The organism is Streptomyces sp. NPDC055189 (assembly GCF_053606765.1).
Map to the genome: position 1 here is coordinate 19,727 of NZ_JBSGSG010000055.1, position 25,797 is coordinate 45,523.

Here is a 25,797-nt window from a genome sequence, read left to right on the forward strand (position 1 = left end):
CGGATCTTTCCCGCCCACCCACCCGTTACCGTCAGTCGGACTTCTCCCGCCACCGATTGGTGATCGGCAGCCGCCGGTCCTTGCCGAAGCCCTTCGCGGAGATCTTCGTGCCCGGCGGGTACTGCCGCCGCTTGTACTCGGCGGTGTCCACCATCCGCAGCGTCTTGACGACCAGCTCCCGGTCGTACCCGGCGGCGACGATCGCGTCCGCGCCCTGGTCGCGGTCGACGTACATCTCCAGGATGGCGTCGAGCACGGGATAGTCCGGCAGCGAGTCCGTGTCCACCTGGTCGGGCCGCAGTTCCGCGCTCGGCGGCTTGCTGATGGAGTTCTCCGGGATCGGCGGCGTCTGTCCGCGGTCGAGCGCCGCGCGGTTGCGCCACTCGGCGAGCCGGAAGATCACGGACTTGTAGACGTCCTTGATCGGCCCGTACGCCCCGACCGAGTCGCCGTAGAGCGTCGAATACCCCACCGCGAGCTCGGACTTGTTGCCCGGCGCCAGGACGATGTGGCCCTCCTGGTTGGAGAGGGCCATCAGCATCGTGCCGCGCAGCCGCGACTGGAGGTTCTCCTCGGCGAGCCCGGTCAGACCCAGGGACCCCATGTACGCGTCGAACATCGGCGCGATCGGCACGGTACGGAAGTTCAGCCCCGTACGACGGGCGAGGTCCTGGGCGTCACTGATGGAGTGGTCCGAGGAGTAGCGGGACGGCATGGCGACGCCGTACACGTTCTTGGCGCCGAGCGCGTCGCAGGCGATCGCGGCGGTGAGCGCGGAGTCGATGCCTCCGGAGAGGCCGATCAGAACGCTGCTGAATCCGTTCTTCGCGGCGTACGCCCGCAGCCCGACGACCAGCGCCGAGTACACCTCTTCGTCGTCGTCGAGCCGCTCCGCGTACCCGCCGGCGAGTTCCGGCCGGTAGGCGGCGAGGGGCTCCTGCGAGAGCGTGACGTGCTCGATGCGCAGCCCGTCGTCCACGATGCCCGACGGCGGCTCGGGAGCGGCGGCGGGCAGTTCCAGATCGAGGACCACACAGCCCTCCGAGAACTGCGGCGCACGCGCGATGACTTCGCCGTTGCGGTCCACGACGACCGAGTCACCGTCGAAGACGATGTCGTCCTGGCCGCCGATCATGGCGAGGTATGCGGTGGTGCAGCCGGCTTCCTGCGCGCGCTTGCGCACCAGCTCAAGGCGCTGGTCGTCCTTGTTCCGCTCGTACGGCGACGCGTTGATGGAGAGCAGGAGACCCGCCCCCGCGGTGCGCGTCGCCGGTACCCGGCCGCCGTCCTGCCAGAGGTCCTCGCAGATGGCGAGCGCGACGTCGACGCCGTGCACGCGCACGACCGGCAGGGTCTCGCCCGGCACGAAGTAGCGGAACTCGTCGAAGACGCCGTAGTTCGGAAGGTGGTGCTTGGAGTACGTCAGGACTGCCTCGCCCCGGTGCAGCACGGCGGCGGCGTCACGCGGCGCGCCCGCGGGCTGGCCGTACTTCGGCTTGGCCTCCTCGGTGCGGTCGAGATAGCCGACGACGACCGGCAGCTCGCCGTACCCCTCGTCGTTCAGCCGTGCGGCGAGCGTGCGCAGCGCCGCCCGCGAGGCATCGACGAAGGACGCCCGCAGGGCGAGGTCCTCGACGGGGTAGCCGGTCAGCGCCATTTCGGGGAACGCGACGAGGTGCGCTCCCTGCTCGGCGGAGTGCCGGGTCCAGCGGACGATCGCCTCCACGTTCCCGGCGAGATCGCCGACCGTCGAGTCGATCTGATTCAGGGCGAGGCGTAGTTGAGGCACGGGGTCCAGTCTAATCGTCAGAGCGACGCGATGTCCTGCGGAGCGAGTGTGGGGCGCCCCACGCGGGGCGCCCGCGCGGGGACCACGCGGGGCGCCCCCCGGACTCGCCGCCGGGTCAGGTGCGGTAGCCGAGGACCGTCATCATTCCTGCCTCCGAGTGGTACACGTTGTGGCAGTGGATCATCCACAGGCCCGGGTTGTCGGCGTCGAAGTCCACCGTCAGGGTGCCGTTCGGCAGGATGACCGCGGTGTCCTTGCGGGGTCCGCCCGCCACGTTCGCCAGGCCGAACGTGTGGCCGTGCAGATGGACCGGATGCCACATCGACGTCGAGTTGGCGAAGACCAGCCGGACGCGCTCACCCGCACGGACCGGGTGGCGCCGGTCGGGGGAGTAGGGCTTCTTGTCGAAGGCCCAGTCGTACTTCGCCATTCCGCCGGTCAGTTGGATCCTGATCGTCCGGTCCGGCTTGCGGGACGGGAGGGCGACCGACCGCGCCGCCCGCAGCTTGTCCGCCGTCAGGAGGCGGCCCTTGAGCTCCTTGGGGCGAGTGGAGGGTGAAGGCGCCGCGCCGCCGCCCGTGCGCAGGACCGCGAGCGCCGCCGCCTTCTTGCCCTCGGCCGCCGCGGTCAGCGGGAACACGCCGTCCCCGGCGGTGACCAGGACGTCATAGCGCTCGCCCATGCCGAGCAGCAGCGCGTCCGTCTTCGCGTGCTCCACCGGGAAGCCGTCCGTGTGCGTCACCGTCATCTCGTGGCCGCCGAGCGCCACCCGGAAGGCCGTGTCGCCGCCGGCGTTGATGATGCGCAGGCGGATGCGGTCGCCGGGGCGGGCCTTGAAGGAGGAAGGGGCGTCCGGTGTGCGGCCGTTGACCAAGTAGTACGGGTATGCCACGTCACCCGCGTCACCGCCGAGGAGGTCGCTCCTGGCGCCCATCATCATGCGGGAGGGGCCGGAAGGCTTGGCCCCGGGCTCGGGTGTCGCGCCGGTCCGCGGTGCCGCGTTCGTCGTGCTCGACGTGTTCGCCATGTTCGACATGTCGTGACCGCCGTGGTCCATGCCGCCCGTGCCGCCTCCCTCGTCGCCGTCGCCCGTGTCGTGGCCGCTCATGCCCTTGCTGAGCTCCGCGAGCACGCCGTCCGGCGTCGAGCCGTCCACCCCGTCGACCCAGTCGTCCAGGACGACGACCCACTCCTTGTCGTACTTCAGGGGCTCCTTGGGGTCCTCGACGATCAGTGGTGCGTACAGACCGCGGTCCTGCTGTGTGCCCGAGTGGGGATGGAACCAGTACGTCCCCGGGTGCGGCACCGCGAAGCGGTAGGTGAAGTCGGCGCCGGGCCTGATCGCCTTCTGGGTGAGGCCGGGGACGCCGTCCATGTCGTTGCGCAGGGCCAGGCCGTGCCAGTGCAGGGACGTGGCCTGAGGGAGGTGGTTGGCCAGCGTGAGGGCGAGGGTGTCGCCCGCGGTGACGCGGACTTCCCTGCCGGGCAGCTGGTCGCCGTACGCCCAGGACCTGACCGAACGGCCGCCGAGGTCGAGCTCGGTCGTCGTGGCCGTGAGCTTCACCTCGCGGACCGGGCCGCCGCCGGGTCGCTTCTTCTCCGCGGCGGCGACTTCCTTGCCGGCCGGGTCGACGTAACCCTCGGGGCGGCCCTTGGGTCCGGAGTCGCCGCTGTGACCGGCGTGACCGGAGCCCTGGCCGGAGCCGGAACAGGCCGTCAGGATTCCCGAACCGGCGACGGCGGTCGCCGCGCCGAGCAGAGCGCGGCGCGAGGGGGCGCGGCGCGAAGGGGTGCGCGGGGGTTGATTGCGCATGGCTGAGTACACCTCGTCGTGGTGGTGCGTGCAGATGGGCGCATCTGCTGCTTCTGATACACCGCTCGACGCCCGGAGGTTCCCAAAAGGGACCACACCGGTACGCGGGCAGCACGAAACAGCCGGTGCGTCGGCCTAAATGCGCAGCACGGAGAGGCGGGACAGGAGTATGCGGGGCGGCGGCGGGTTGGGCCGCAGACCGTCGAGCAGCCGGGCGAGCGGACGCGCGACGGCGGCGAACCCGCCGGGCCGCAGCAGGCCCGCTTTCAGGAGCAGTACGAGGGTGAGCGCGGCAAGGACGGCCAGGCACACGGACAGCGGGTCCATCCCGCCCGTGCCGTCGGCTCCGCTGCCGACGCTCTCGTCCGGGGGCGCCGCCGTGCCCGGTGCCGGGTCGGCCGCACTCATCTCGTGCTGACCGGCGGCCTGTTGGCTTGCGTGACCGGCCGAGTGGCCCGTCGACCGGCTCGTCGGGTGGCTCGCGGAGTGCCCCGTCGGGTGGCCCAGCGTATGCATCGTCACGATGCCGAAGAGCAGGACGGCGAGCAGCAGGAGCTGCCTGCCGTTCGCTGATCTCTTCGTGGCCACCATTGGACGGAACCTTACCCCTGGCGGGTATTCGGTGACGTGCGGGCCCCTGGTGCTCCACTGATCATGACTCCATGGCGAACATGGATAAAACGGTACATACGGCATCAGTCTTGGAGGGCGGTGTCGCGAGTGCCGGGTCCGTCGCGAGTGTCGGGTCTGCCGCGAGTGTCGGATCCGTCGCGAGCCGGACCGGAGCCCGCCCCCTCGGTGCCGTCGCGCTCCTGCTCGCGCTCGGCGCTGTCGCCTACAGCGCGTGGCTTCTCGAAGCCTTCATCGGGACGGCGCTCTCGCCGGTGAGTTCGTACGTCAGTGAACTCGCCGCCCTCGACCAGCCGTACGGCACGCTGTTCCGCAGCACCGACCTGACCGCCGGGCTGCTCATCCTCGCGGGCGCGGCGGGTGCGCTGCTGTGGCTGCCGCGCCGGAGGGTGACGGTCGTGGGGTGGGCGGCGCTCGCGCTGTACGGGGCGGCCACCGCGGTCGACTCCCGGCTGCCGATGAGCTGCGCGCCGACCGCCGACGCGCTCTGCGAGGCCAGGGAGCGGGCGGGGCTCGTGCCCCTGTCGCACGCGGCGCACGTGGTGAGCAGCAGTGTCGCGGTGACGGGGGCGCTGGTGGCGATGGCGGCGCTGACGCTGGCGGCACGGAGACACGCCGTCCTGCCCTCCCTCGCGGGCGCCCCCGGCCGCCTCCTCGTACTCCTCGAACTGGCCGCCACCATCTGGACCCTGGCTGCCATCGGCGCGTTCGACGCGGGGTACGGCACGTGGGCGCTGGGGCTGGGGCAGCGGTTCCAGGTGCTGCTGATCGCGGCCTGGCTGGGGCTGCTGGCGAGTGCGGTGGTACGGCGCCGATGACCTTCGTACGGTTCGGGGCCGGGGGAGTACCGCACCACGTGGAGGTGACGGGGAGCGGGCCGGTGTGTGTGCTGAGCGCGGGGCTCGGGCTCGCGTGGTTCGACTGGGACGCGGTGGTGGAGCTGCTTGCCCCGTGGCGGACGGTGGTCCGCTTCGACCGGCCGGGGGCGGGACTGAGCGGGCACGCGCGCGTGCCGCCCACGCTCGCGGGCGAGGCCGAGCGGATCGGGCAGATCCTCGACGCGGTGGGCCTCCCAGGACCGGCCACCGTGGTCGGACACTCGCTCGCCGGCTTCCACTGCGAGGCGTTCGCCCGCCTCTTTCCGGAGCGTACGTCGGGCCTGGTCCTTGCCGACTCCAGCGTCGAGGAGCAGCCGCGGGTGCGGGTTCCGCGCGGGGTGCGGGTGGGGGCGGCGCGGGTGTGCGGGGCGGTCCTTGGCGGGGTGGGGCTGCCGCGGGCTGCGGGGCCCGTCCTGCGGAGGGCGGCGGTACGGGGGGACTCGGCGCGGGCGGCTGCGGTACGGCGGGTCTACGGGGCGAGCCGTGTGCTGCGGGGCTCGCTCCTTGAGTACGTGACGTACGGCGACGTGGCCGCCGAACTCATCGCCCTCCGCCGGGAGTTCCCCCTCCGGAAGCACCTCCCGGTGACGGTAGTGGCCGCGGCGTACTCGCGGGGCGAGACGTCCTGGCTCACCCGGCAGCGGAACCTCGCCGCGTCACTCGAAGCGGCCTTCCGCGTGGCGGCACCCTCGGGGCACCTCCTGATGCGGGACGCGCCGCGGGCCCTGGCGGAGGCGATCCTGGCCACCCCACACTGAAGCAACCCCAAGCCCGCCGCTCCGCGCCGGACGTCTCCCACCCACCCGCCCGATCACCCCGCGTCCGAACGCGTCACCGGCTGCCGGTGGTCTTCGGCCCGCCGCCCACCCGCCCGATCACCCCGTGTCCGAGCGTGTCACCGGCTGCCGGTGGTCTTCGGCCCGCCGCCCACCCGCCCGATCACCCGGCCCTGTGCGCGCCGCGCCCCCTACCGCAAGCGGATCAGCTGCGTCGGCACTGCCCGATGCGGGGCAATCGGGTGGGTGGGCGGGAGACACCCGCCGCGAAGCGGCGGTTCAGGAGATGCAGCGTTCCTCCGGGCCAGCGGATCCGAGACCCGCGTCAAGAAGAAGCCCCGTCCCCCCGGCTCCCCCGGAGCCCCCGTACGCTCTCCCGGATCACGATGTGCGTTCCCAGGAGATGCCTCTCCTGGCCCGATCGAGGCGCCCCCGCCAGAGCAAGGCGGACCGCTGTGCGGCCCATCTCCTCCGCGGGGATGTGCACGGTCGTGAGGCCGGGAGTGATGTCCGCGGCGACCGGGTCGTCGTTGTAGCCGACCACCGAGATGTCCTCCGGCACCCGGAGCCCGTGCTCCCGCAGCGCGATCACCGTGGCCGCCGCCACCCTGTCGTCGCCCGCGAAGACCGCGGTGAAGTCGGGTCGGCCTTCCGCCTTCTTCAAGAGGTCCATGATCGCCTCGTAACCGTGGTTCTGCCCGAAGCCGATGCCGTGCAGGATCGCCTCCTCGCGCGGCACCCCGTGGTCGGAAAGGGCACGCAGGTACCCGGCGACACGGGCGTCGCCCGTGGTGTGGCCGGGCTGGTAGCCGATCAGGGCTATCTTGCGGTGGCCCGCCCCCAGCAGGTGGCTCGTGATCGCGTACGCGCCCGCCTCGTTGTCGTACTCGACGACCAGCGCGGGAACGTCCGGCGCGGGCGCGGGCCGCCCGCACAGGACGAGCCGGGAGCCCGCCGCAGCGAGCGCCTCCGCGTACCGCGCCATCCGCTCGCGGTACTCGTCGTCCTCGATGACCCCGCCCACGAGCACCACCGCCTCCGCGGCCTGCTCACGCATCATCTGGACCAGGGCCAGCTCACGGGTCGGATCGCTGTTCGTCGACGAGATCAGTGTGAGCCGGCCCCGCTGGGCGGCCTCCATCTCCACGCCCTGCGCCACCTGCGCGTAGAAGGAGCTCACCACGTCGAACATGAGCACCGCGATCGTCTTGCGGCCCGCGCCCGCCAACGCGCGCGCGTGCGCGTTGGCGACGTAGTCGAGGTCCTTGACGGCCCGCAGCACCTTCGCGCGCGACGCCGTGGACGTCGGGTAGTTGCCCGCGAGGACCCGCGAGACGGTCGCGACCGAGACGCCCGCCCGCGCCGCCACATCGCGGATGGTGACCCGCTCACCCACTGTGTCTCCTCAAGTCCTCGAGTCCTCAGGTACAAGTAACCGAATCCGGGGCGGGGTTGCCCCCACGGCAGCCTGTCCGCAGCCTGCCCCGGACCCATCATCCCGCGCCCGCGCGCATCCGGCGCCCGCCGGGGATCAGTGCGCCGCCTCGTACTCCTTCGCGAACTCCTCGCGGGACTTCTCGCCGCCCTGCGTCTGCCACTTCTTGTAGACGGCGTCCCAGTCGGACAGCTTCTTGCGGCCCGAGACGATCGCCGTGACACCGTCCTCGACGACCTGCTGCATTGACGCGCCCTGCCGGTTGTACGTGTCCGACATCAGGCCCCAGTGGTCGTCGCGCACGAGGTTCGGCACGACCGCCTTCTCCCACGTGTGCAGCCGCTCGGTGAGGTCGGCGAAGCCGGGGAAGTACAGCGGCTGCGGCGCGTCCATGAGGTAGGCGAAGGGGAGGTTCGTCTTGTTCTCCACCAGGCCGAGCGAGGTGGGGATCGGGTCGCCGCTCTTGTCGTACTCGAAGTGCGTGCCCTCGACGCCCGAGTGCATCAGCTCGTACTCCTTGGAGCCGAACGGCGATGCCAGCCAGTCCAGGACCCGCAGCATCAGCTTGACGCGGTCCTTGGACGCCTTCTTGATGACGGTGTAGCCGAAACAGCCGCGGTTCTGCTGGTAGACGGGCGTCGCGCCGTCGACCACGTACGGCACGGCGGCGTCCAGCGTGAACTCGTCCTTGATGCCCTGCGCGTTGGAGATGACCGCGCCCCAGCCGTCGTTCATCGAGCGGACCGTGCCGTTGTAGAACTGCGTCTTCAGGTCGACCTGGGAGATCGAGGTGGCGTCGGAGTTGTACGAGCCGTCCTTGCGCATCTTGGACATGTACTCCAGGGCGGCCTTGAACTCGTCGGTCCCGTACATGTCGGTGACCTTGCCGTTCTTGATCTGCCACTGGTTCGGCGCGCCGTGCCACATCGCGTGGTAGAGGTAGCCGAAGAAGCCGACGGACGAGCCGCCGAGCGCGTACTTCTTGTTCCGCGAGGCCTCGCGTGCCATCGACTGGAAGTCGGCCGCCGCCATACCCGGCTTGTAGCCCGCCTTGTCGAAGGCCTCGCGGTTGATGAATATCGCGCCCTGCACCTTGGCGCGCTCGATCGGAAGCCCGTAGATGCCGCCGGAGACGCGGCCCATGCCCTCCCACGCGTACGTGGGGATGTTGGCGAGGTTCGGGTAGTCCTTGACCGCGTCCCCGGAGAGGTGGTCCGAGAGGTCCTCGCAGCGTGACTTCACGAACTGCGACTCGCGCGGCAGGACGTAGCCGCCACCGAAGTTGATCATGTCGGGCAGGTCGTCGCCGGACATCAGCGTGGACATCTTGGAGCGGAAGTCCGCGTCCGGGACGACCGAGAACTCGACCTCGACACCGAGGGCCTCGTTCATCGCCTGCCAGAACTTGTTCGATCCGACCGGCTTCGGCGGGGTGCCGTAGGTGATGGTCATGACCTTGATCTTCTGCTTGCCGTTGCCCGGCTTCTCGGCGGTCGCGGCGACCAGCTTCTCCGGGTACTTGGTGAAGCCGGGCTGCACGCCCTCGGTGGTGGGCGCGAGGTCCGGCTTCGGGCCGTTGGCGGGGGTGTACGTCGGCCAGGGCGCCGCCTTCTTGTTGGCGTTGCTGACCGAACCGCCGCCGCCGGAGCCGGTGGAGCAGGCGGTGAGCAGGGAGGGGGCCGCGACCGCGGCCCCGCCGACGGCGATGGAGCGCAGCAGCGTACGGCGCGACATCGAGGAACCGGACACAGTGTCAACCTTTCGGACATGCTCGGACATGCTTGGACATACGGAGTCTGGAGAGGGGTGGCTCAGCTCTTGATGGCGCCCGTGAGCACGCCCTTGGTGAAGTACTTCTGGAGGAAGGGGTAGACGATCAGGATCGGCACGGTCGCGATCACCAGGACCGCCATCTGCATCGTCTGCGGCGCCGAGACGTTCGCGGCGTCGCTGAGTCCGGTGTCCGCGATCTGCGAGCCGCCCATGACGTACGTGCGCAGGACCTGCTGGAGCGGCCAGTGATCGGACTCCAGATAGATCGAGGCATGGAACCAGGCGTTCCAGTAGCTCACCGCGTAGAAGAGGCCGACCACCGCGAGGGCCGCCTTGGAGAGCGGAAGGACGACCCGCCACAGGATCTGCCAGTCGTTCGCGCCGTCGAGCCGCGCGGCCTCGTAGAGCTCCTCGGGAACGCCCTGGAAGAAGCCGCGCAGGACGACCAGATTGAAGACGTTGATGAGGACGGGGACGATCAGGGCGCTGTAGCTCTCCAGCATTCCCATGCCCTTGACGAGCAGGAACGCGGGGATCATGCCGGGCGGGAAGAGGAACGTGAACAGGACGACGAGGAGGATCGGCTTTCCGCCGTACACCTTGGGACGGCTCAGCGCGTACGCGAGGAACGTGGTGCACGCGAGCGAGGCGAGGGTGCCGATGATCGTGACGGCGGCGCTGACCCCGAGGGCCTTGGTGACGATGCCGCCCTCGAAGACCTGCTCGTAGGCGCGCAGGGTCGGGTGCGTGGGCCACAGGACCCAGCCGCCGTTGGCGATGACCTCGCGGTTCGAGGCGAACGACGTCGAGATGATGACGAGGAACGGCACGAAGACCATGATCAGGATGGTGACGATCGCCAGGGCCTTGGCCACCTGGGTGACCGGCTTCGGCTTCTCCATCCAGGAGGGGCGTGGGGGGCGTGCGGTGCGGGTGGGGCGTGCAGGTCGCACGGGGCGTGCCGCTCGCCCGGGGCGTATCGCGGCGGTTTTCGTGCTCGTACTCACTTGTAGACCCCCTGCTCGCCGAGGCGATGGGCGACCTTGTTGGCCGCGAAGACGAGAATCGCGCCGACCACGCCCTTGAACAGGCCCGCCGCCGCGGCGTATCCGGTGTCGCCGCCGACGATGCCCTGCCAGAAGACGAAGGTGTCGAGCACCTCACCGGCCTCGGGCCCCACCGACTGGCGTTGCAGCAGCATCTGTTCGAAGCCGACGGAGAGGATGTCGCCGAGCCGCATGATCAGCAGCAGGATGACGACCGGCCGGATGGACGGCAGCGTCACGTGCCAGAAGCGGCGCCAGGGGCCCGCCCCGTCGATGGCGGCGGCCTCGTACTGCTGCTCGTCCACCTGCATCAGCGCGGCGAGGAAGATGATCGTGCCCCAGCCGGCGTCCTTCCAGACGACCTGCGCGACGACGAGCGCGGGGTACGCGTCCGGGTTGCCGATGATGTCGACGGAGTGCAGACCCGCCTGCCCCAGAACGGAGTTGAGCAGGCCGGTGTCGGCGAGCACCTGCTGGAACAGGGCGACGACGATGACCCACGACAGGAAGTGCGGGAGGTAGACCACCGACTGCACGAAGCGCCGCGTCAGGTCCGACGTCAGGCTGTGCAGGAGTAGGGCCAGGCCCAGCGGAACCGGGAAGAAGAAGACGAGCTGGAGCACCGCGAGGAAGAGCGTGTTCCAGGTCGCGTGCCAGAAGTCCGGGTCGCCGAACATCCGGTCGAAGTTCTCGAAGCCGACCCAGGGACTGGCCCAGAGGCCGTCGAAGGGGACGTACTCCTTGAAGGCGACGGCGTTCCCGATGAACGCGCCGTAGTGGAACACCAGGAAGTACGCGACCCCCGGCACCATGAGCAGCAACAGGACTCGCGAGGAGCGAAACCGTTTCCAGCGCTCATCACGCTTGAGTTCGTTGCCATTTGGGCGATTAATGCGCTTGCCGGGCGGCTTCACCGCCTCGGTTTCCGTCCGGTCCTTCGTCACCGCTGACACGGCAGCCCCTCCGTCGTCGGAACAAGGTGACCGGAATCTAAAGCGGTTACTACCGCCGGTCAACCCCCCTGACCCCGCGATCTCTTGACCGGCGTCCCGACTTCGGCCTAGCCTCCAGGCGCTGTTGGGTAACCGGTTACTACGAGGGATGGTCACGCGTGGCAGACCAGGCAGAGTTGAAGGCTCCACCGATCAGTCCGGCGGCCAGTCCGGCGATCGGTCCGACGGCCAGTCCGGCGGTCGGCGCACCGATCACGGCACTCGCCATGAGCGCTGACGTGGCGGACCGGGTGTTCGCCCCCGACATCCGCGAACGCCTGGCCCGCAGCGTGGAGTTGGCGCCCGGGCTGCTCAGCGGTTCCCTCACCGATGCCGACGCCCGCGCCGTCCTCGCCGAGGCGGAGATCCTGGTCACCGGCTGGAACTGCCCGCCGCTCACGGCCGATGTCCTCGCCCACGCTCCCCGTCTGCGGGTCCTCGTGCATGCCGCAGGATCGGTGAAACCCGTGGTGACGGACGCGCTGTGGGACCGGGGCGTGGTGGTCTCCTCGGCGGCCGACGCGAACGCCGGGCCCGTCGTTGCCTATACGCTCGCCGCGATCACCTTCGCGGCGAAGGGTGCGCTCCCGACAGCGGCGGGTTACTCCTCCGGGTGGCCGCCCTTCACCGAACGGACGGGCGCCGACGCCCGCATCGTCGGCATCATCGGGGCCTCCCGCATCGGCCGCGGGGTCATCGCGGCGCTGCGCGCGTCCGACGCCGGCTGGCGCGTGCTGCTCACCGACCCCTACGTCAGCCGGGAGGAGGCGGCAGGGCTCGGCGTGGAACTGGTCGACCTGCCCGAACTGTGCCGGCGCAGCTCGATCGTCAGCGTCCACGCGCCCCAACTCCCCGAGACGCAGGGCATGGTGAGCGAGGAGATGCTGAAGCTGATCCCGGACGGGGGCACCGTCATCAACACGGCGCGGGGCTCACTGGTCGACACCCGGGCGCTGGCCCGCGAATGCGGGGCGGGGCGCCTGGACGCGTTCCTGGACGTGACGGACCCCGAGCCGCTGCCTGCCGGGCATCCCCTCCTCGTGCTGCCGAACGTCCTTGTCACCCCGCATGTCGCGGGGGCGCAGGGGAGCGAGGTGCGGCGGCTCGGGGAGTACGCGGTGGGGGAGGTCGAGCGGTTCGTGCGGGGGGAGGAGTTGCGGGGGCGGTTGCTCAGGGAGGAGCTGCCGCGGATGGCTTGACGCTTTTCGGGGGATGTCCTCGAACGCCGGACGGGATGACGAATCAAGCCCGTCCGGCGTTTGAGGACGAACTCGGCGGAGCCGGTGATAACGGTGCGCACAAGGCCCCGCGACTACGACTACGGCTTCGCGCCCCGCGCCTTCAGCAGATCCGTCATCAGCTCGATCTCCGACTCCTGCGAAGCCACCATCCCCTTCGCGAGCCGCACCTCCGCCCCCACCTCGCACCGGTCCACACACCCCTCGGCCATATGGACCCCGCCCTTGTGGTGCTTGATCATCAGCTGGAGATAGCGCACCTCGGCGGCCCGCCCGTCCAGCTTCCCGAGCTTCTTCAGCTCGGTGTTCGTCGCCATCCCCGGCATCAGGGCGCCGTCCTCGCCGGGCGGCATGTCGCCCATGCCCATCCACTCCATCGGCGCATTCGCGGGCACCTTCGGCAGCTCCCACAGGTCGAGCCAGCCGAGCAGCATGCCCCGCTGGTTCGCCTGGGTCTGGGCGATGTCGTACGCGAGGCGGCGGATCTCCTCGTCCTTCGTGCGGTCGCGCACGATGTACGACATCTCCACGGCCTGCTGGTGATGCGTGGCCATGTCCCTGGCGAAGCCCGCGTCGGCCGACTCCGTGGCCGGGACGGACGCGCCGGACGAGCCGTTCGACGAGGCGACCGCGACCGTGATCCCGCCGCCGGCCACCACCACCGCGGCCACGGCCCCCACGGCCCAGCAGGTGTGCCGCCTCACTGGGACTTGCCACCCGTGCAGGCGGCGCCCGGCTCAGGGGTCTGCTTGCCCTGCACGTACGTGGAGAAGAAGGAGCCGACCTTCGGGTCGTCCGCGCCGGTCACCGTGCGCTGGTGACCCCAGGCCGACAGCATGACCGGGTCCTTCTGGTCCTTGACCGGACTCATCAGCGAGTAAGGCGTCTGCTTCACCTTCTGCTCCAGCTTCTTCAGGTCCGCGGGCTTCGCCTTGTCGTTGTACGTCACCCAGACCGCGCCGTGCTCCAGGGAGTGCACGGCGTTGCGCTCCGGGAGCTCGTCCTTGTAGACGTCGCCGTTGCAGTTCATCCACACCTGGTCGTGGTCGCCGCCCACCGGCGGGGTCATCGAGTAGCTGACGTCCTTGGTGACGTGCGTGCGGCCCAGCTTCTTGGCGTCCCAGACCTTCTCGCCGTCCGCGGTCGTCTTGAACGTGGGCGCCGCGTTCCCGTCCCCGGCCGTGTCGGAGTCGTCGCCCTTCTGGAAGAGGATGACACCGCCCACGGCGAGCGCGGCGACCACCACGGTGCTCAGGGTGATCGTGATGATCCGCCCCCGGCGGTCGCGTGCGCGCTCTGCCTTGCGCATCTCCTCTATTCGGGCCTTGCGGGACGCGGTGCTCGACTTCTTGGCGGAACCCATGGTGTGTCCTTCGGCGGTGACGACGTAAAGGGCGGGACGCGCGGGGCAGAACATGTGGAACATGCGGAACGAGGTGGAGCGGTTCGCTGATCGTAATGGGCGAGCCCGGCGGGCTGTAGGGGTAGTCGGAGCCGCCCGCTGTTACGGGCGCGCCGATCAGCAGGCACTATGGGCACAGGGCGGCACATGGCCCGCAACGCGCTCGAAACCGTGTGGTGGGATGCTCATGTGCCCCGATGTGTCCCCGAACGTTGGCACAGCGTGGACGCAGGCGGCCTGACCAGCAAGGATGGGTGGAATCGGAAGATGGACAAGCAGCAGGAATTCGTGCTCCGGACTCTTGAGGAGCGCGACATCCGGTTCGTACGCCTGTGGTTCACGGATGTCCTCGGCTTCCTGAAATCGGTCGCGGTGGCTCCCGCTGAGCTCGAGCAGGCCTTCGACGAGGGCATCGGCTTCGACGGCTCGGCGATCGAGGGATTCGCCCGGGTGTACGAGTCGGACATGATCGCCAAGCCGGACCCGTCGACGTTCCAGGTACTGCCCTGGCGCGCGGAGGCCCCCGGCACCGCCCGTATGTTCTGCGACATCCTGATGCCCGACGGCTCCCCGTCCTTCGCGGACCCGCGCTATGTCCTCAAGCGTGCCCTGGCCAAGACCTCCGACCTCGGGTTCACCTTCTACACCCACCCCGAGATCGAGTTCTTCCTCCTGAAGGACAAGCCGCTCGACGGCTCGCGCCCCACCCCCGCCGACAACTCCGGCTACTTCGACCACACCCCGCAGAACGTCGGCATGGACTTCCGCCGCCAGGCGATCACCATGCTCGAATCCATGGGCATCTCGGTCGAGTTCAGCCACCACGAGGGCGCGCCGGGCCAGCAGGAGATCGACCTCCGTTACGCGGACGCGCTCTCCACCGCGGACAACATCATGACGTTCCGCCTGGTCATGAAGCAGGTCGCGCTTGAGCAGGGGGTCAATGCGACCTTCATGCCGAAGCCGTTCTCCGAGCACCCCGGCTCGGGCATGCACACGCACCTCTCCCTCTTCGAGGGCGACCGCAACGCCTTCTACGAGTCCGGCTCCGAGTACCAGCTCTCCAAGGTGGGCCGCTCCTTCATCGCGGGCCTCCTGAAGCACGCCGCCGAGATCTCCGCGGTCACCAACCAGTGGGTGAACTCCTACAAGCGCATCTGGGGCGGCTCGGAGCGCACGGCAGGCGCGGGCGGCGAGGCACCCTCGTACATCTGCTGGGGCCACAACAACCGCAGCGCGCTCATCCGCGTGCCCATGTACAAGCCCGGCAAGACCGGCTCCGCCCGGGTGGAGGTCCGCTCGATCGACTCGGGCGCGAACCCGTACCTGACGTACGCGGTCCTGCTCGCCGCCGGCCTCAAGGGCATCGAGGAGGGCTACGAACTCCCGCCGGGCGCCGACGACGACGTCTGGGCCCTGAGCGACGCGGAACGCCGCGCGATGGGCATCGAGCCGCTTCCCCAGAACCTGGGCGAGGCGATCGCGCTGATGGAACGCAGCGAGCTCGTGGCCGAGACGCTGGGGGAGCACGTGTACGACTTCTTCCTGCGCAACAAGAAGCAGGAGTGGGAGGAGTACAGGTCGGAGGTCACGGCCTTCGAGCTTCGCAAGAACCTGCCGGTGTTGTAAGCGCGGGTCGGAGCGGTTCTCACCGCATCACGCCTTCGGGGCCGCCGGTCTGGGACCGGTGGCCCCGAAGCGTTAGGCGGGGGTGAGGGCCGTGGGCGCCGGGGCGGGGCGCCAACGTCCGCATCTGGTAACCGATCAACCTCCGGCACCCCTCCCCACCAGCAAATCTAGTAACTTACCGTTCCGCACGGAGTGGCTAGCGGGGAACGCGTGACGGGGGTTGCAGGATGGCGGGGAATCGTCCGGCGGATTGGCATGTACTTGACTTGGACAAGGACCCGACCCCCGGTGATCCGGACCGGGTGCGGAACCTGGCCAAGAATCTGCACGACTTCGCCGACGACGTGTCGAAGGTGCTCCGGGACATCAAGGGGATGGCGGGCGAGGACGCGATCCTCACCTGGGCCGGGAAAACGGCCGAGTCGTTCACGGCGGAGTTCGAGGACGCGCCGGGCAAGCTGAAGAAGCTCAAGAAGAGCTACGAGATGGCCGGCGACGCGCTGTCCACGTACTGGCCGGAGCTGGAACGCTCCCAGGCCCTGGCCGACAAGGCCCTCGCCAAGGGCCGCGAGGCGCAGACCAGCCTCTCCGCCGCCCAGACCCGTCTGACCTCGGCGGACTCGTGGGTGGACAAGGCGGGCAAGGAAGCCGACAAGTACAAGGACGACAAGGACTCCGGGAAGGACGTGCCCAAGCCCGACCCGGACAAGGTCAAGGCCGCCACCCGCAACGCCGACTCCGCCGAGAAGGCCCAGACCGCCGCCAAGTCCGACGTCACCGCCGCGCAGAGCAACCTGGACGCGGCGAAGAAGATGGCCGAGGACGCCCGCAAGATGCGCGAGGGCGCGGCCGGTACGGCGAAGAAGAAGCTGGAAGAGGCCTCCGACGCCGGGATCCAGAACCGCAAGTGGTGGGAGGAGGTCGGCGACTGGGTCACCGACAACTGGGACACCATCGTCGCCGTCTGCAAGGTCGTCGTCGCCGTCCTCGGCGTCATCGCCATGATCATCGGCGGGCCCATCCTCGCCGCCATCGTCCTCGTCGCCGCTCTCGTCGTCCTCGCCGACACCCTCAACAAATACGCCAAGGGGGAAGCAGGGCTGCTCGACGTCGCCTTCGCCGCCTTGGACTGCATCCCCGGCATGAAGGGGCTGACCTCCCTCCGCGGCCTCGCCAAGGGCATGAAGGGCCTCAAGGCCGGCCTCAAGGGACTCGGCAAGGGGTTCGGCAAGGGCGGGCTGCGCAAGGGGGCCGACGACGTCGTCGGCAAGGGCAAGCCCGCCAAGGGACGTTGCAAGAACGGCGACCCCATCGACATGATCTCCGGCGAAATGCTCATGGAGAAGACCGACGTCGAACTGCCGGGTCTGCTCCCCCTCGTCCTCCAGCGCACGCACCTGTCCACGTACGGCTGGGGCCACTGGTACGGCGACTCATGGGCCTCGACGCTGGACGAGCGGGTCGTGATCGACGACAAGGGGCTGATCTACGTTACCGAGGACGGCCAGCTGCTGTCCTATCCCCACCCCGAACCCGGCGGTGAACCGGTGCTCCCCGCCCACGGCCCCCGCTGGCCGCTGGCCATCGACGACGCGGGCACGGTCACGGCCGCCGACCCGCACACCGGCCGCGTCCGTCACTTCCTCCCGGTCATGCCCGACGCGACAGAGGCGACGGACACGCCCGACACGGTGGACAAGGACCCCCTTGCCGGAGAGCGGCACGAAACCCTGCCCCTGCGAGCCATCACCGACCGCAACGGCAACCGCATCGACATCGACCACGACGCCACCGGCGCACCCACGGCGGTACGCCACACCGGCGGCTACCACCTGAAGGTGGACACCGACGACGACCGCGTCACCGCACTGCGTCTGCTCACCCCCGGCGCCGGTACCGGCAGCACCCTCGTAGCCGCGTACGGCTACGACGAGGTCGGCAATCTGGCCGAGGTCCACAACTCGGCGGGCCCGCGGCTGCGTCTGGACTACGACGACCGGGACCGCATCACGTCCTGGACCGACAGCAACGACTCCTGGTACCGCTTCACCTACGACGACGAGGACCGCTGCGTCCGCGGCGAGAGCACCGCGGGGCACCTGGCCTGCACCATCGAGTACCGCCCCGATGAGCGGGAAACCCGCTACACCGACGCCCTCGGCCACACCACCGTCTACCGCTACAACGACCTCCGCCAGCTCCTGTCCGAGACGGACCCACTGGGCGGCACCGTTCACACCGAGTGGGACAGCTGGAGCAACCTGCTCGCCCGCACCGACGAGCTGGGGCGCCGTACCGAGAACACCTGGGACGAGCGCGGCAATCTGACCGCGATACGTCCTGCGGACGGCACATGCGCCAGCGCGGTGTACAACGACCTCAACCTGCCGGTCGAGATGGTCGGCACGGACGGCACCGTCCAGCGCCAGACCTGGGACGAGTACGGCAACTGCACCAGCATGACCGCCCACGACGGCACGACCCACCACTTCACCCACCACGCCAACGGAGCCGTGTCCACCGTCACGGACCCCCTCGGCCACACCATCGAGCAGCGCTGTGACGCTGCGGGCCTGCCACTGGAAGTCAGGGACCAGCTGGGCGCGGTGTCCCGCTATGACCGTGACGCCTTCGGCCGCGCGCACACGATCACGGACCCGACGGGCGCGATCTCGCGGCTCGAGTGGACGGTGGAGGGCAAACTGGCACGGCGTACGGAGCCGGACGGTTCGACCGAGTCGTGGACGTACGACGCCGAGGGCAACTGCACCTCGCACACGGACGGGATGGGCGCGACCTCGACGTACGAGCACTCGCACTTCGACCTGATCGCGGCCCGCACGGACCCCGACGGCGTCCGCTACGAGTTCGCCCACGACACCCAGCTCCAGCTCCGCAAGGTCACCAACCCGCAGGGTCTGACCTGGAGTTACGAATATGACGCGGCGGGCCGCTTGGTGGCGGAGACGGACTTCGACGACCGCACCCTGACCTACACCCATGACGCGGTGGGCGACTTGGTGACCCGTACGACAGCCGCAGGCGACGAGATCGCCTTCGAACGGGATGTGCTCGGCCGGACGGTCACCAAGAGCGTGGCAGGCGCCGCGATCACGCGCTACGCCTACGACGCGGCAGGCGGCCTCACCGAGGCGGTGGGCCCGGACGTGACACTGACCCTGGAGTGGGACAGGTCCGGCCATCTCCTCTCGGAGACGGTCAACGGCCGAACCATGACCTACACCTACGACGCACTGGGCCGCCGGACCGGCCGCACGACACCCTCCGGCGCGACGAGCACCTGGACCTACGACGCGGCCGGCAACCGCATCGAAATGACCTCGTCCGGCCGGAGGCTGGCGTTCACGCACGACGAGGCGGGCCGGGAACTCACCCGCACGGTCGGCGAGGCTCTGACCCTGACGAACGTGTACGACGCCATGGGCCGCCTCTCGACACAGGATCTGGTGGGCCCGGCCGGTGCGCGTATCCAGCACCGTGCCTACGCGTACCGCGCGGACGGCCATCTGACCGGCATGAAGGACCGCCTTGGCGGCACGCGGCACTTCGACCTGGATGTGGCGGGCCGGGTCACCGCGGTCCGCGCGTCGGGCTGGACGGAGACCTACGCCTACGACGAGGCGGGCAACCAGACCGCCGCGTCCTGGCCGGCCGCGATGCCGGGCCAGGAGGCGACAGGCCCCCGCACCTACACCGGCACCCGTATCACCGCGGCGGGCGACGTCCGCTACGAACGCGACACAGCGGGTCGCACCACCCTGCGCCAGAAGACCCGCCTGTCCCGCAAGCCCGACACCTGGCACTACGAATGGGACGCAGATGACTGCCTCACGTCCGTGGTGACCCCCGACGGCACGAGGTGGCGCTACCTGTACGACCCCCTGGGGCGCCGGGTGTCCAAACAGCGCACGACGGAACAGGGGGTGGCGGAACAGGTCGACTTCACCTGGGACGGCATGACCCTCTGCGAACAGACGAGCCGCACCCCGGGCACACCGGAATCAGTGACCCTGACCTGGGACCACATCGGCCTGCGCCCCCTGGCCCAGACAGAGCGCAAACACCTCACCGACGAAGAAGTGGACGCCCGCTTCTACGCCATCGTCACCGACATCGTCGGCACCCCGACCGAGCTCCTCGACGAACAGGGCGACATCGCCTGGCGCACCAGGACCACCCTCTGGGGCAGCACGGTCTGGAACCGCGGCGCCACCGCCTACACACCCCTGCGCTTCCCCGGTCAGTACTACGACCCCGAGACGGAGATGCACTACAACTTCTTCCGGCACTACGACCCCGAGACCGCCCGCTACCTCACCTCGGACCCGATCGGTCTGAACGGTGGTTTCGCGCCGCACAGTTACGTGCCCAACCCGTTCATGTGGATCGACCCGCTCGGCCTTTCCCTCCTCGACGTCAGCAAGAACGGCGTGCGCATCGTCGTGCACGAGTACGACGTCGACCCACCGGCGCACGCCCATGTCACCGGTGGTGGGGGCCGCGAGGTGAGAATCGGGCAGAACGGCCACCCCCGTAAGGGCGAACCGGAGCTCAATCGCAAACAGCGACAAGCGGTGGAGCATTTCAAGCCGCAGATCAGGACCGCCGTCAGGAAGCTCGGCTGGCGAAGTCAGCGGGACCAGGAGGAAGCGAAGCAGGTCAAGGCCGCCAAGGAGGCCTGCGAGAAGGGATGAAGCGATGACATTGCATTCCGATGTGGCCGAGTTGCTGGCGCAGGCCGGCATCACCGACGTGGACGTCGACGAAGCCGTTGCGGACGAGCACGTGCGAGGGTCCGCGTACCGACGCGTTGTCTCGGTGATCGCTTCCTCACGGAGCCGTGACCGGGACCGTGCGGTGGTGGCCACGATGCTGCGGGACCCCTTCGAGTCGATCTCCAAGGGGGCGGTGGTCGCCCTCGTGGACGAGATTGCGTGGAAGGTGACCGGTCCTGACGAGTTCCGGCAGTGGTCGGACGAGCTGCTGCCGGAGCTCGATCAGCTCACGGTGGAGTCCTTCCGTGAGTTCATCCGCCGTCGCATCCAGGACTGGCTGTTCTACCTGTCCGTCAAGGACGGTCACGTGCCGACACCGGACGAGTTGGCGGAGGTCACGGACTGGATGCAGCGCCACCTCGCCCAGTGGTCGATGTCGCCTGCGGTACTCGCCGTGGTCGCCGAGTCGGCGCGCACCAAGAAGACACGGAACATCGCGAAGAACCGGGCCAACAGCCGCGAGCTGAGAACGGAATGAGCCGACGGCGCCGACGGGCGGTCCGCACACGAGCAGCGGACGCGTCCGCCGGGCCACCCGTCCGCCCGCCCCTAAAGGGAGCTGACGATCGCCGCCCGCAACGGCGTCTCCGCCCGCACCCGGTACTCCTGGATCGCCCAGCCATTACCGTCCGGGTCCTTGAAGTACATGAACGTGCCGCCGTCCTGCGGTGCGTGCGCCACCGGCTCGCTGACGTCAAGGCCGCGCGCCGTCAGCTCCGCGTGCGCCGCCTTCGCGTCGGCCACGCACAGCTGCAGGCCCTGGTAGGAACCGGGGGCCGGGGTGGGACCGTCCATCGTGTCCCAGAGGGTGTCGGCGAGGGCGATGGAACAGCCGGAGCCCGGCGGGGTCAGCTGGACGATGCGCATGCCCGGCATGACCTCCGTGTCGATGTCCACGTGGAACCCGAGCTTGTCGCGGTAGAACTCCTTGGCCCGGTCGACGTCACTGACGGGGAGCGGGATCACCTCGAGTGTGTATTCCATGGGCCGAGTACATCAGGGCTCCGGGGACCTGTCAGCGTGAACGGCGGCGTCCGCTCCGGCGCCGCCGCGGCCTCACCCGAACCGCCACCGCGTCTGGCTGAACGGCTCTCCCTTGCCGAAGCCGAACGCCGTACGCGGCGCCACCTCGAAGACGTACGCATGGCCCGCCCCGTGGTGGAAGCAGCCGTCCCGCACCTCGTAGTGCCAGAAGCTGCCGTACTTCTCCTCCCAGGCCGCAGCGAGGCGCCGCAGCCTCGCCTCGTCCGTGATCCGGACCGCCGGGCCCTCGACGACCAGGTCGTAGCCCTTGTCCCAGAGGTTCACGCCCGTCGTCAGCACGACCTCGGGGTTGGCCGCCACGTTCCGTGCCTTGCGCTCCCCGGGGCCCGTGCAGAAGTGCAGCGCGTCGTCCAGCCAGACCGCGGGCAGCGGTGTGACGTGCGGGCGCCCGTCGGGGCGTACGGACGAGATCCAGAAGAGCTCGGCCGCCCTGAGCTGCCGCACGGCGTCGGACCACGGGGTCGCGGCGGCCCCCGCACTGCTGTACCGGGCGTCCAGTTCCGTACGCGGTTCCCTGCTCGGCATGGTCCGCCTCCTGTTGCTGCCGACAATGTTCCCGTCCAAGTGCGGACTCCGCACGCGGGCAGAACTCATCGGTCAGGCCGTAGGCTCGGTCCAGGAAGATCGAACGGAGGCGCGGGGATGACACTGCCGCAAGGGCGCAGGAGCAGTACGTTCACGCGGCTGCTGCGGCACGGCTTCACCGATCCGTCCGCCGCCGAGCGGCTCCTCGGGGCTCCCGAGCTGTCCGCGGTGCGGACCGACCCGGTGCTCCTCGACGCCCTGAGCGCCACCGCCGACCCGGACCTGGCCCTCCTCGGTCTGCTGCGCCTGGTCGAGGGGCAGCCCGACGACCTCAGCCGCCGGGAGCTCCTCGACACCCTGGTCAGCGCCAAGCCGCTGCGTGACCGGCTCCTCGGCGTGCTCGGCGCGTCCGAGGCCCTCGCCGATCACCTGGCGAGGCACCCCGGCGACTGGCGGGCCCTGGCCACGTACGAGCTGGCCGACCTGCACCCCGGCGTCGAGGAGTTCGAGCGCGGCCTTGAGGACGCCACCGACCCGGTCTCGCTGCGCGTCTCCTACCGCCGCTGCCTGCTCGCCATAGCGGCACGTGACGTCTGCGGCACGACGGACGTCGCCGAGGCGGCGGCCGAGCTCGCGGACCTCGCGACGGCGACCCTGCGCGCCGCGCTCGCCATGGCCGAGGCGGCGGCCCCGGCGGATGCATCGCAGTGCAGGCTCGCGGTCATCGCGATGGGCAAGTGCGGTGGCCACGAGCTGAATTACGTGTCGGACGTCGACGTCATCTTCGTCGGCGAGGCGGTGGACGGCGCCGACGAGGGCAAGGCCGTCCAGGCGGCCACCCGGCTCGCCTCGCACATGATGCGGATCTGCTCGGAGACCACGGTCGAGGGCACGATCTGGCCGGTCGACGCCAACCTCCGCCCGGAGGGCCGCAACGGCCCCCTGGTGCGCACCCTCAGCAGCCACCTCGCCTACTACCAGCGCTGGGCCAAGACCTGGGAGTTCCAGGCGCTCCTCAAGGCCCGCCCGGTCGCCGGTGACCTGGCCCTCGGCGAGGAGTACGTCACCACGCTCGCGCCGCTGGTCTGGCACGCGGCCGAGCGCGACAACTTCGTGCCCGACGTGCAGAAGATGCGCCGCCGGGTGGTCGAGAACATCCCGGCGGGCGAGGTCGACCGCGAGCTGAAGCTGGGCCCCGGCGGGCTGCGGGACGTCGAATTCGCCGTACAGATGCTGCAGTTGGTGCACGGCCGCGGCGACACCTCGATCCGCAGCGGCTCGACCCTGGTCGCCCTCGAAGCGCTCGCCGCCGGCGGCTACGTGGGGCGCGTGGACGCCGTACAGCTCGACGACGCCTACCGCTTCCTGCGCTCCCTGGAGCACCGCATCCAGCTGTTCAAGATGCGCCGCACCCATCTGATCCCCGAGGACGACGCGGACCTGCGGCGCATCGGCCGCTCCCTGGGCATGCGCACGGAGCCGATCACCGAGCTGAACCGTGCGTGGAAGCGGCACACCTCGGTCGTGCGCCGCCTGCACGAGAAGCTCTTCTACCGTCCGCTCCTGGACGCCGTCGCCCAACTGGCGCCCGGCGAGACCAGGTTGAGCACCGAGGCGGCCCGCGAACGCCTGGTGGCCCTCGGCTACCACGACCCCGCCGCCGCCCTGCGCCACCTGGAGGCCCTCGCATCCGGCGTCACCCGCAAGGCGGCGATCCAGCGCACCCTGCTCCCCGTGCTCCTGGGCTGGTTCGCGGACTCGGCGGACCCCGACGCGGGCCTCCTGAACTTCCGCAAGGTCTCCGACGCGCTCGGCAAGACCCCCTGGTACCTGCGGCTCCTGCGCGACGAGGGCGCCGCCGCCGAGAACCTCGCCCGTGTCCTGTCCGCCGGACGCCTTGCCCCCGACCTCCTCATGCGCGCCCCCGAAGCGGTGGCCCTGCTCGGCGACCAGCGCGGCCTCGAACCGCGCGACCACGCCCACCTGGAGCAGGAGGTCCTCGCCGCGGTGGGCCGCGCGGACGGCGCCGAACAGGCGGTGACGGCGGCACGAGGCGTCCGCCGCCGCGAACTGTTCCGCACGACCGCGGCGGACATCATCGGCTCGTACGGCACCGAGGAGAGCCCCGCGGAGGCCGATCCCGGCGCGCTCGTGGACCGGGTGGGCGACGCGGTCTCCGACCTCACGGCCGCCACGATCGCGGGGACGTTGCGCGCGGTGGTCCGCGAGGGCTGGGGCGACACGCTCCCGGTGCGGTTCGCGGTGATCGGCATGGGCCGCCTCGGCGGCCACGAACTGGGCTACGGCTCGGACGCCGACGTCCTCTTCGTCCACGAGCCGCGCGAGGGCGTCGGGGACCACGAGGCGGGGAAAGCGGCCGCCAGGGTGGTCTCGGAGATGCGCAGGCTCCTCCAGCTCCCCAGTGCCGACCCGCCGCTCCTGATCGACACGGACCTGCGCCCCGAGGGCAAGAGCGGCCCGCTGGTGCGGACCCTGGCGTCGTACGAGGCCTACTACCGCCGCTGGTCACTCGTCTGGGAGTCCCAGGCGCTCCTTCGGGCCGAACCCATCGCGGGCGACGCCGAGTTGGGGCGCGCCTTCATCGAGCTCGTGGACCCGCTGCGCTATCCGGCGGAGGGCCTCGGCGACGACGCGGTCCGCGAGATCCGCCGCCTGAAGGCCCGCATGGAGGCGGAACGCATGCCGCGCGGCGCCGACCCCACCCTGCACACCAAGCTGGGCCGCGGCGGCCTCTCGGACGTGGAGTGGACCGTACAGCTCATGCAGCTGACGCACGGCTGGGTCGAACCGGGCCTGCGCACGACCCGCACCCGCGAAGCTCTTGCGGCGGCCTGCGCGGCGGAACTGATCCCGACCGAGGACGCGGCGATCCTGGACGAGGCATGGGTCCTTGCCACCCGGGTGCGCAACGCGGTGATGCTGGTGCGCGGCCGGGCCGGCGACACGTTCCCCTCGGACGGCCGGGAACTGGCCGCGGTGGGCCGCTACCTCGGCTACGACCCCGGGCACGTGGGGGACATGCTGGACGACTACCGGCGGACCACGCGCAGGGCGCGGGCCGTGATGGAGGAGAGGTTCTACGGGGCCTGAGCTGCCGCCGGGGCGGGGACCTCACGCGGCAGCTTGTGCGGCTGCGCCCCGTACCAGAACCAGGCCACCGCGAACCCGAACGCCAGGCAGATCATGCCGCCCACCGCGTCCAGCCAGAAGTGGTTGGCGGTGGCGACGATCACGATCAGGGTCGCCGTGGGGTAGAGCAGGCCGAGCACCTTGACCCACGGCACCGAGGCCAGGGCGAAGATCGTCAGGCCGCACCACAGGGACCAGCCGATGTGCATCGAGGGCATCGCCGCGTACTGGTTCGACATGTGCTTGAGGTCGCCGGAGGCCATGGAGCCCCACGTCTGGTGGACGAGGACCGTGTCGATGAAGTCGTGGCCGTTCATCAGGCGCGGGGGCGCCAGGGGGTAGAGGTAGTACCCGAGGAGCGCCACGGCGGTTGTCGCGAACAGGACCATGCGTGTCGCCGCATAGCGTCCCGGATGCTTGCGGAACAGCCAGATGAGGACACCGAGCGTCACGACGAAGTGCAGCGTCGCGTAGTAGTAGTTCATGCCGACGATGAGCCACGACACCGAGTTCACCGCGTGGTTGACGCTCTGCTCCACGGCGATCCCCAGCTGCTGCTCCGCCTGCCAGATCCAGTCGGCGTTGCGCAGGGCCTGTGACTTCTGCTCCGGCACGGCGTTGCGGACCAGGGAGTACGTCCAGTAACTCACCGCGATCAGGAGGATCTCGAACCAGAGCCGCGGGCGTCGGGGCGTGCGAAGGCGGCGCAGGAATGCCCGCCCATTGCGGTCCTCTTGCTCGCCCGCGATGGGTGATGTGGTGGGCCGCTGCTGGCCTTCCAGTGTCGTCACAGTCATCTCACCCATAGGCACAGAGTCTGCCAGATACCGACCATCCGCCCGATCATCCCAAGGTCTGGTTCAGGCCGCATTCTCTACGCC

Annotated in this window: 19 protein-coding genes; 7 read left to right on the forward strand and 12 right to left on the reverse strand. The window is 70.0% G+C overall.

Features of this window, described 5'->3' with window-relative positions; all coding sequences use genetic code 11:
- Nucleotides 1-31: 31 nt before the first annotated feature.
- From ACWFR3_RS30570 to ACWFR3_RS30580, 3 genes are all read right to left on the reverse strand, one after another.
- Nucleotides 32-1,789 carry an NAD+ synthase gene (locus tag ACWFR3_RS30570; protein WP_453737888.1) on the reverse strand — a complete coding sequence of 586 codons (1,758 nt, stop codon included), beginning with the start codon at nucleotides 1,787-1,789 and terminating at the stop codon, nucleotides 32-34.
- 115 nt (nucleotides 1,790-1,904) lie between these two features.
- Complete coding sequence (locus ACWFR3_RS30575) at nucleotides 1,905-3,602, reverse strand: multicopper oxidase family protein (protein WP_453737889.1); 1,698 nt, start codon at nucleotides 3,600-3,602, stop codon at nucleotides 1,905-1,907.
- A 135-nt stretch (nucleotides 3,603-3,737) separates the two neighbouring features.
- On the reverse strand, nucleotides 3,738-4,193 hold the full coding sequence (locus ACWFR3_RS30580) for a hypothetical protein (protein WP_453737890.1): 456 nt from the start codon (nucleotides 4,191-4,193) through the stop codon (nucleotides 3,738-3,740).
- 71 nt (nucleotides 4,194-4,264) lie between these two features.
- Here ACWFR3_RS30580 and ACWFR3_RS30585 point away from each other — a divergent pair, with 71 nt between their 5' ends.
- Entirely contained in the window at nucleotides 4,265-5,050 is a 786-nt protein-coding gene (locus ACWFR3_RS30585) for a DUF998 domain-containing protein (RefSeq protein ID WP_453737891.1), read from the forward strand.
- Entirely contained in the window at nucleotides 5,047-5,868 is an 822-nt protein-coding gene (locus tag ACWFR3_RS30590) for an alpha/beta fold hydrolase (protein WP_453737892.1), read from the forward strand. The genes ACWFR3_RS30585 and ACWFR3_RS30590 overlap by 4 nt, the downstream gene beginning before the upstream one ends.
- 343 nt (nucleotides 5,869-6,211) lie before the next feature.
- Here ACWFR3_RS30590 and ACWFR3_RS30595 read toward each other — a convergent pair whose 3' ends face one another.
- From ACWFR3_RS30595 to ACWFR3_RS30610, 4 genes are all read right to left on the reverse strand, one after another.
- Nucleotides 6,212-7,282 (reverse strand): LacI family DNA-binding transcriptional regulator, encoded by a 1,071-nt coding sequence (locus tag ACWFR3_RS30595; RefSeq protein ID WP_453737893.1) that lies wholly within the window; start codon nucleotides 7,280-7,282, stop codon nucleotides 6,212-6,214.
- 135 nt (nucleotides 7,283-7,417) lie between these two features.
- The gene (locus ACWFR3_RS30600; protein WP_453737894.1) at nucleotides 7,418-9,055 is read right to left on the reverse strand and encodes an extracellular solute-binding protein; all 1,638 of its coding nucleotides are present in this window, start codon (nucleotides 9,053-9,055) and stop codon (nucleotides 7,418-7,420) included.
- A gap of 77 nt (nucleotides 9,056-9,132) precedes the next feature.
- Nucleotides 9,133-9,996, reverse strand: coding sequence for a carbohydrate ABC transporter permease (locus ACWFR3_RS30605; RefSeq protein WP_453737895.1), 864 nt, complete (start codon nucleotides 9,994-9,996; stop codon nucleotides 9,133-9,135).
- 101 nt (nucleotides 9,997-10,097) lie between these two features.
- A complete protein-coding gene (locus ACWFR3_RS30610; protein WP_453737896.1) occupies nucleotides 10,098-11,093 on the reverse strand; it encodes an ABC transporter permease in 996 nt (331 codons plus the stop codon).
- 266 nt (nucleotides 11,094-11,359) lie between these two features.
- Between ACWFR3_RS30610 and ACWFR3_RS30615 the strand changes: the two genes are divergently transcribed.
- The gene (locus ACWFR3_RS30615; RefSeq protein ID WP_453737897.1) at nucleotides 11,360-12,331 is read left to right on the forward strand and encodes a hydroxyacid dehydrogenase; all 972 of its coding nucleotides are present in this window, start codon (nucleotides 11,360-11,362) and stop codon (nucleotides 12,329-12,331) included.
- A 119-nt stretch (nucleotides 12,332-12,450) separates the two neighbouring features.
- On the opposite strand, the gene ACWFR3_RS30620 is transcribed toward ACWFR3_RS30615, so the two are convergent.
- Nucleotides 12,451-13,074 carry a DUF305 domain-containing protein gene (locus ACWFR3_RS30620; protein WP_453737898.1) on the reverse strand — a complete coding sequence of 208 codons (624 nt, stop codon included), beginning with the start codon at nucleotides 13,072-13,074 and terminating at the stop codon, nucleotides 12,451-12,453.
- The gene (locus tag ACWFR3_RS30625; RefSeq protein ID WP_453737919.1) at nucleotides 13,071-13,733 is read right to left on the reverse strand and encodes a DUF3105 domain-containing protein; all 663 of its coding nucleotides are present in this window, start codon (nucleotides 13,731-13,733) and stop codon (nucleotides 13,071-13,073) included. Before ACWFR3_RS30625 ends, ACWFR3_RS30620 begins: the two co-directional genes overlap by 4 nt.
- 306 nt (nucleotides 13,734-14,039) lie before the next feature.
- Between ACWFR3_RS30625 and ACWFR3_RS30630 the strand changes: the two genes are divergently transcribed.
- The 3 genes from ACWFR3_RS30630 (at nucleotide 14,040) to ACWFR3_RS30640 (ending at nucleotide 20,675) form a co-directional block, all read left to right on the forward strand.
- Entirely contained in the window at nucleotides 14,040-15,401 is a 1,362-nt protein-coding gene (locus ACWFR3_RS30630) for a glutamine synthetase family protein (protein WP_160504710.1), read from the forward strand.
- A 227-nt stretch (nucleotides 15,402-15,628) separates the two neighbouring features.
- Complete coding sequence (locus tag ACWFR3_RS30635; RefSeq protein WP_453737899.1) at nucleotides 15,629-20,116, forward strand: RHS repeat-associated core domain-containing protein; 4,488 nt, start codon at nucleotides 15,629-15,631, stop codon at nucleotides 20,114-20,116.
- Between the two features lie 4 nt (nucleotides 20,117-20,120).
- Nucleotides 20,121-20,675 carry a hypothetical protein gene (locus ACWFR3_RS30640; RefSeq protein WP_453737900.1) on the forward strand — a complete coding sequence of 185 codons (555 nt, stop codon included), beginning with the start codon at nucleotides 20,121-20,123 and terminating at the stop codon, nucleotides 20,673-20,675.
- 71 nt (nucleotides 20,676-20,746) lie between these two features.
- Here the strand turns inward: ACWFR3_RS30640 and ACWFR3_RS30645 are convergent, their stop codons facing one another.
- Nucleotides 20,747-21,181 carry a VOC family protein gene (locus tag ACWFR3_RS30645; RefSeq protein ID WP_453737901.1) on the reverse strand — a complete coding sequence of 145 codons (435 nt, stop codon included), beginning with the start codon at nucleotides 21,179-21,181 and terminating at the stop codon, nucleotides 20,747-20,749.
- A 72-nt stretch (nucleotides 21,182-21,253) separates the two neighbouring features.
- Nucleotides 21,254-21,766, reverse strand: coding sequence for a pyridoxamine 5'-phosphate oxidase family protein (locus ACWFR3_RS30650; protein WP_453737902.1), 513 nt, complete (start codon nucleotides 21,764-21,766; stop codon nucleotides 21,254-21,256).
- 117 nt (nucleotides 21,767-21,883) lie between these two features.
- Between ACWFR3_RS30650 and ACWFR3_RS30655 the strand changes: the two genes are divergently transcribed.
- The gene (locus ACWFR3_RS30655) at nucleotides 21,884-24,877 is read left to right on the forward strand and encodes a bifunctional [glutamine synthetase] adenylyltransferase/[glutamine synthetase]-adenylyl-L-tyrosine phosphorylase (protein WP_453737903.1); all 2,994 of its coding nucleotides are present in this window, start codon (nucleotides 21,884-21,886) and stop codon (nucleotides 24,875-24,877) included.
- Here ACWFR3_RS30655 and ACWFR3_RS30660 read toward each other — a convergent pair.
- Complete coding sequence (locus ACWFR3_RS30660) at nucleotides 24,865-25,722, reverse strand: phosphatase PAP2 family protein (protein ID WP_453737904.1); 858 nt, start codon at nucleotides 25,720-25,722, stop codon at nucleotides 24,865-24,867. The two genes, ACWFR3_RS30655 and ACWFR3_RS30660, sit on opposite strands and share 13 nt — an antisense overlap.
- Nucleotides 25,723-25,797 lie beyond the last annotated feature (75 nt).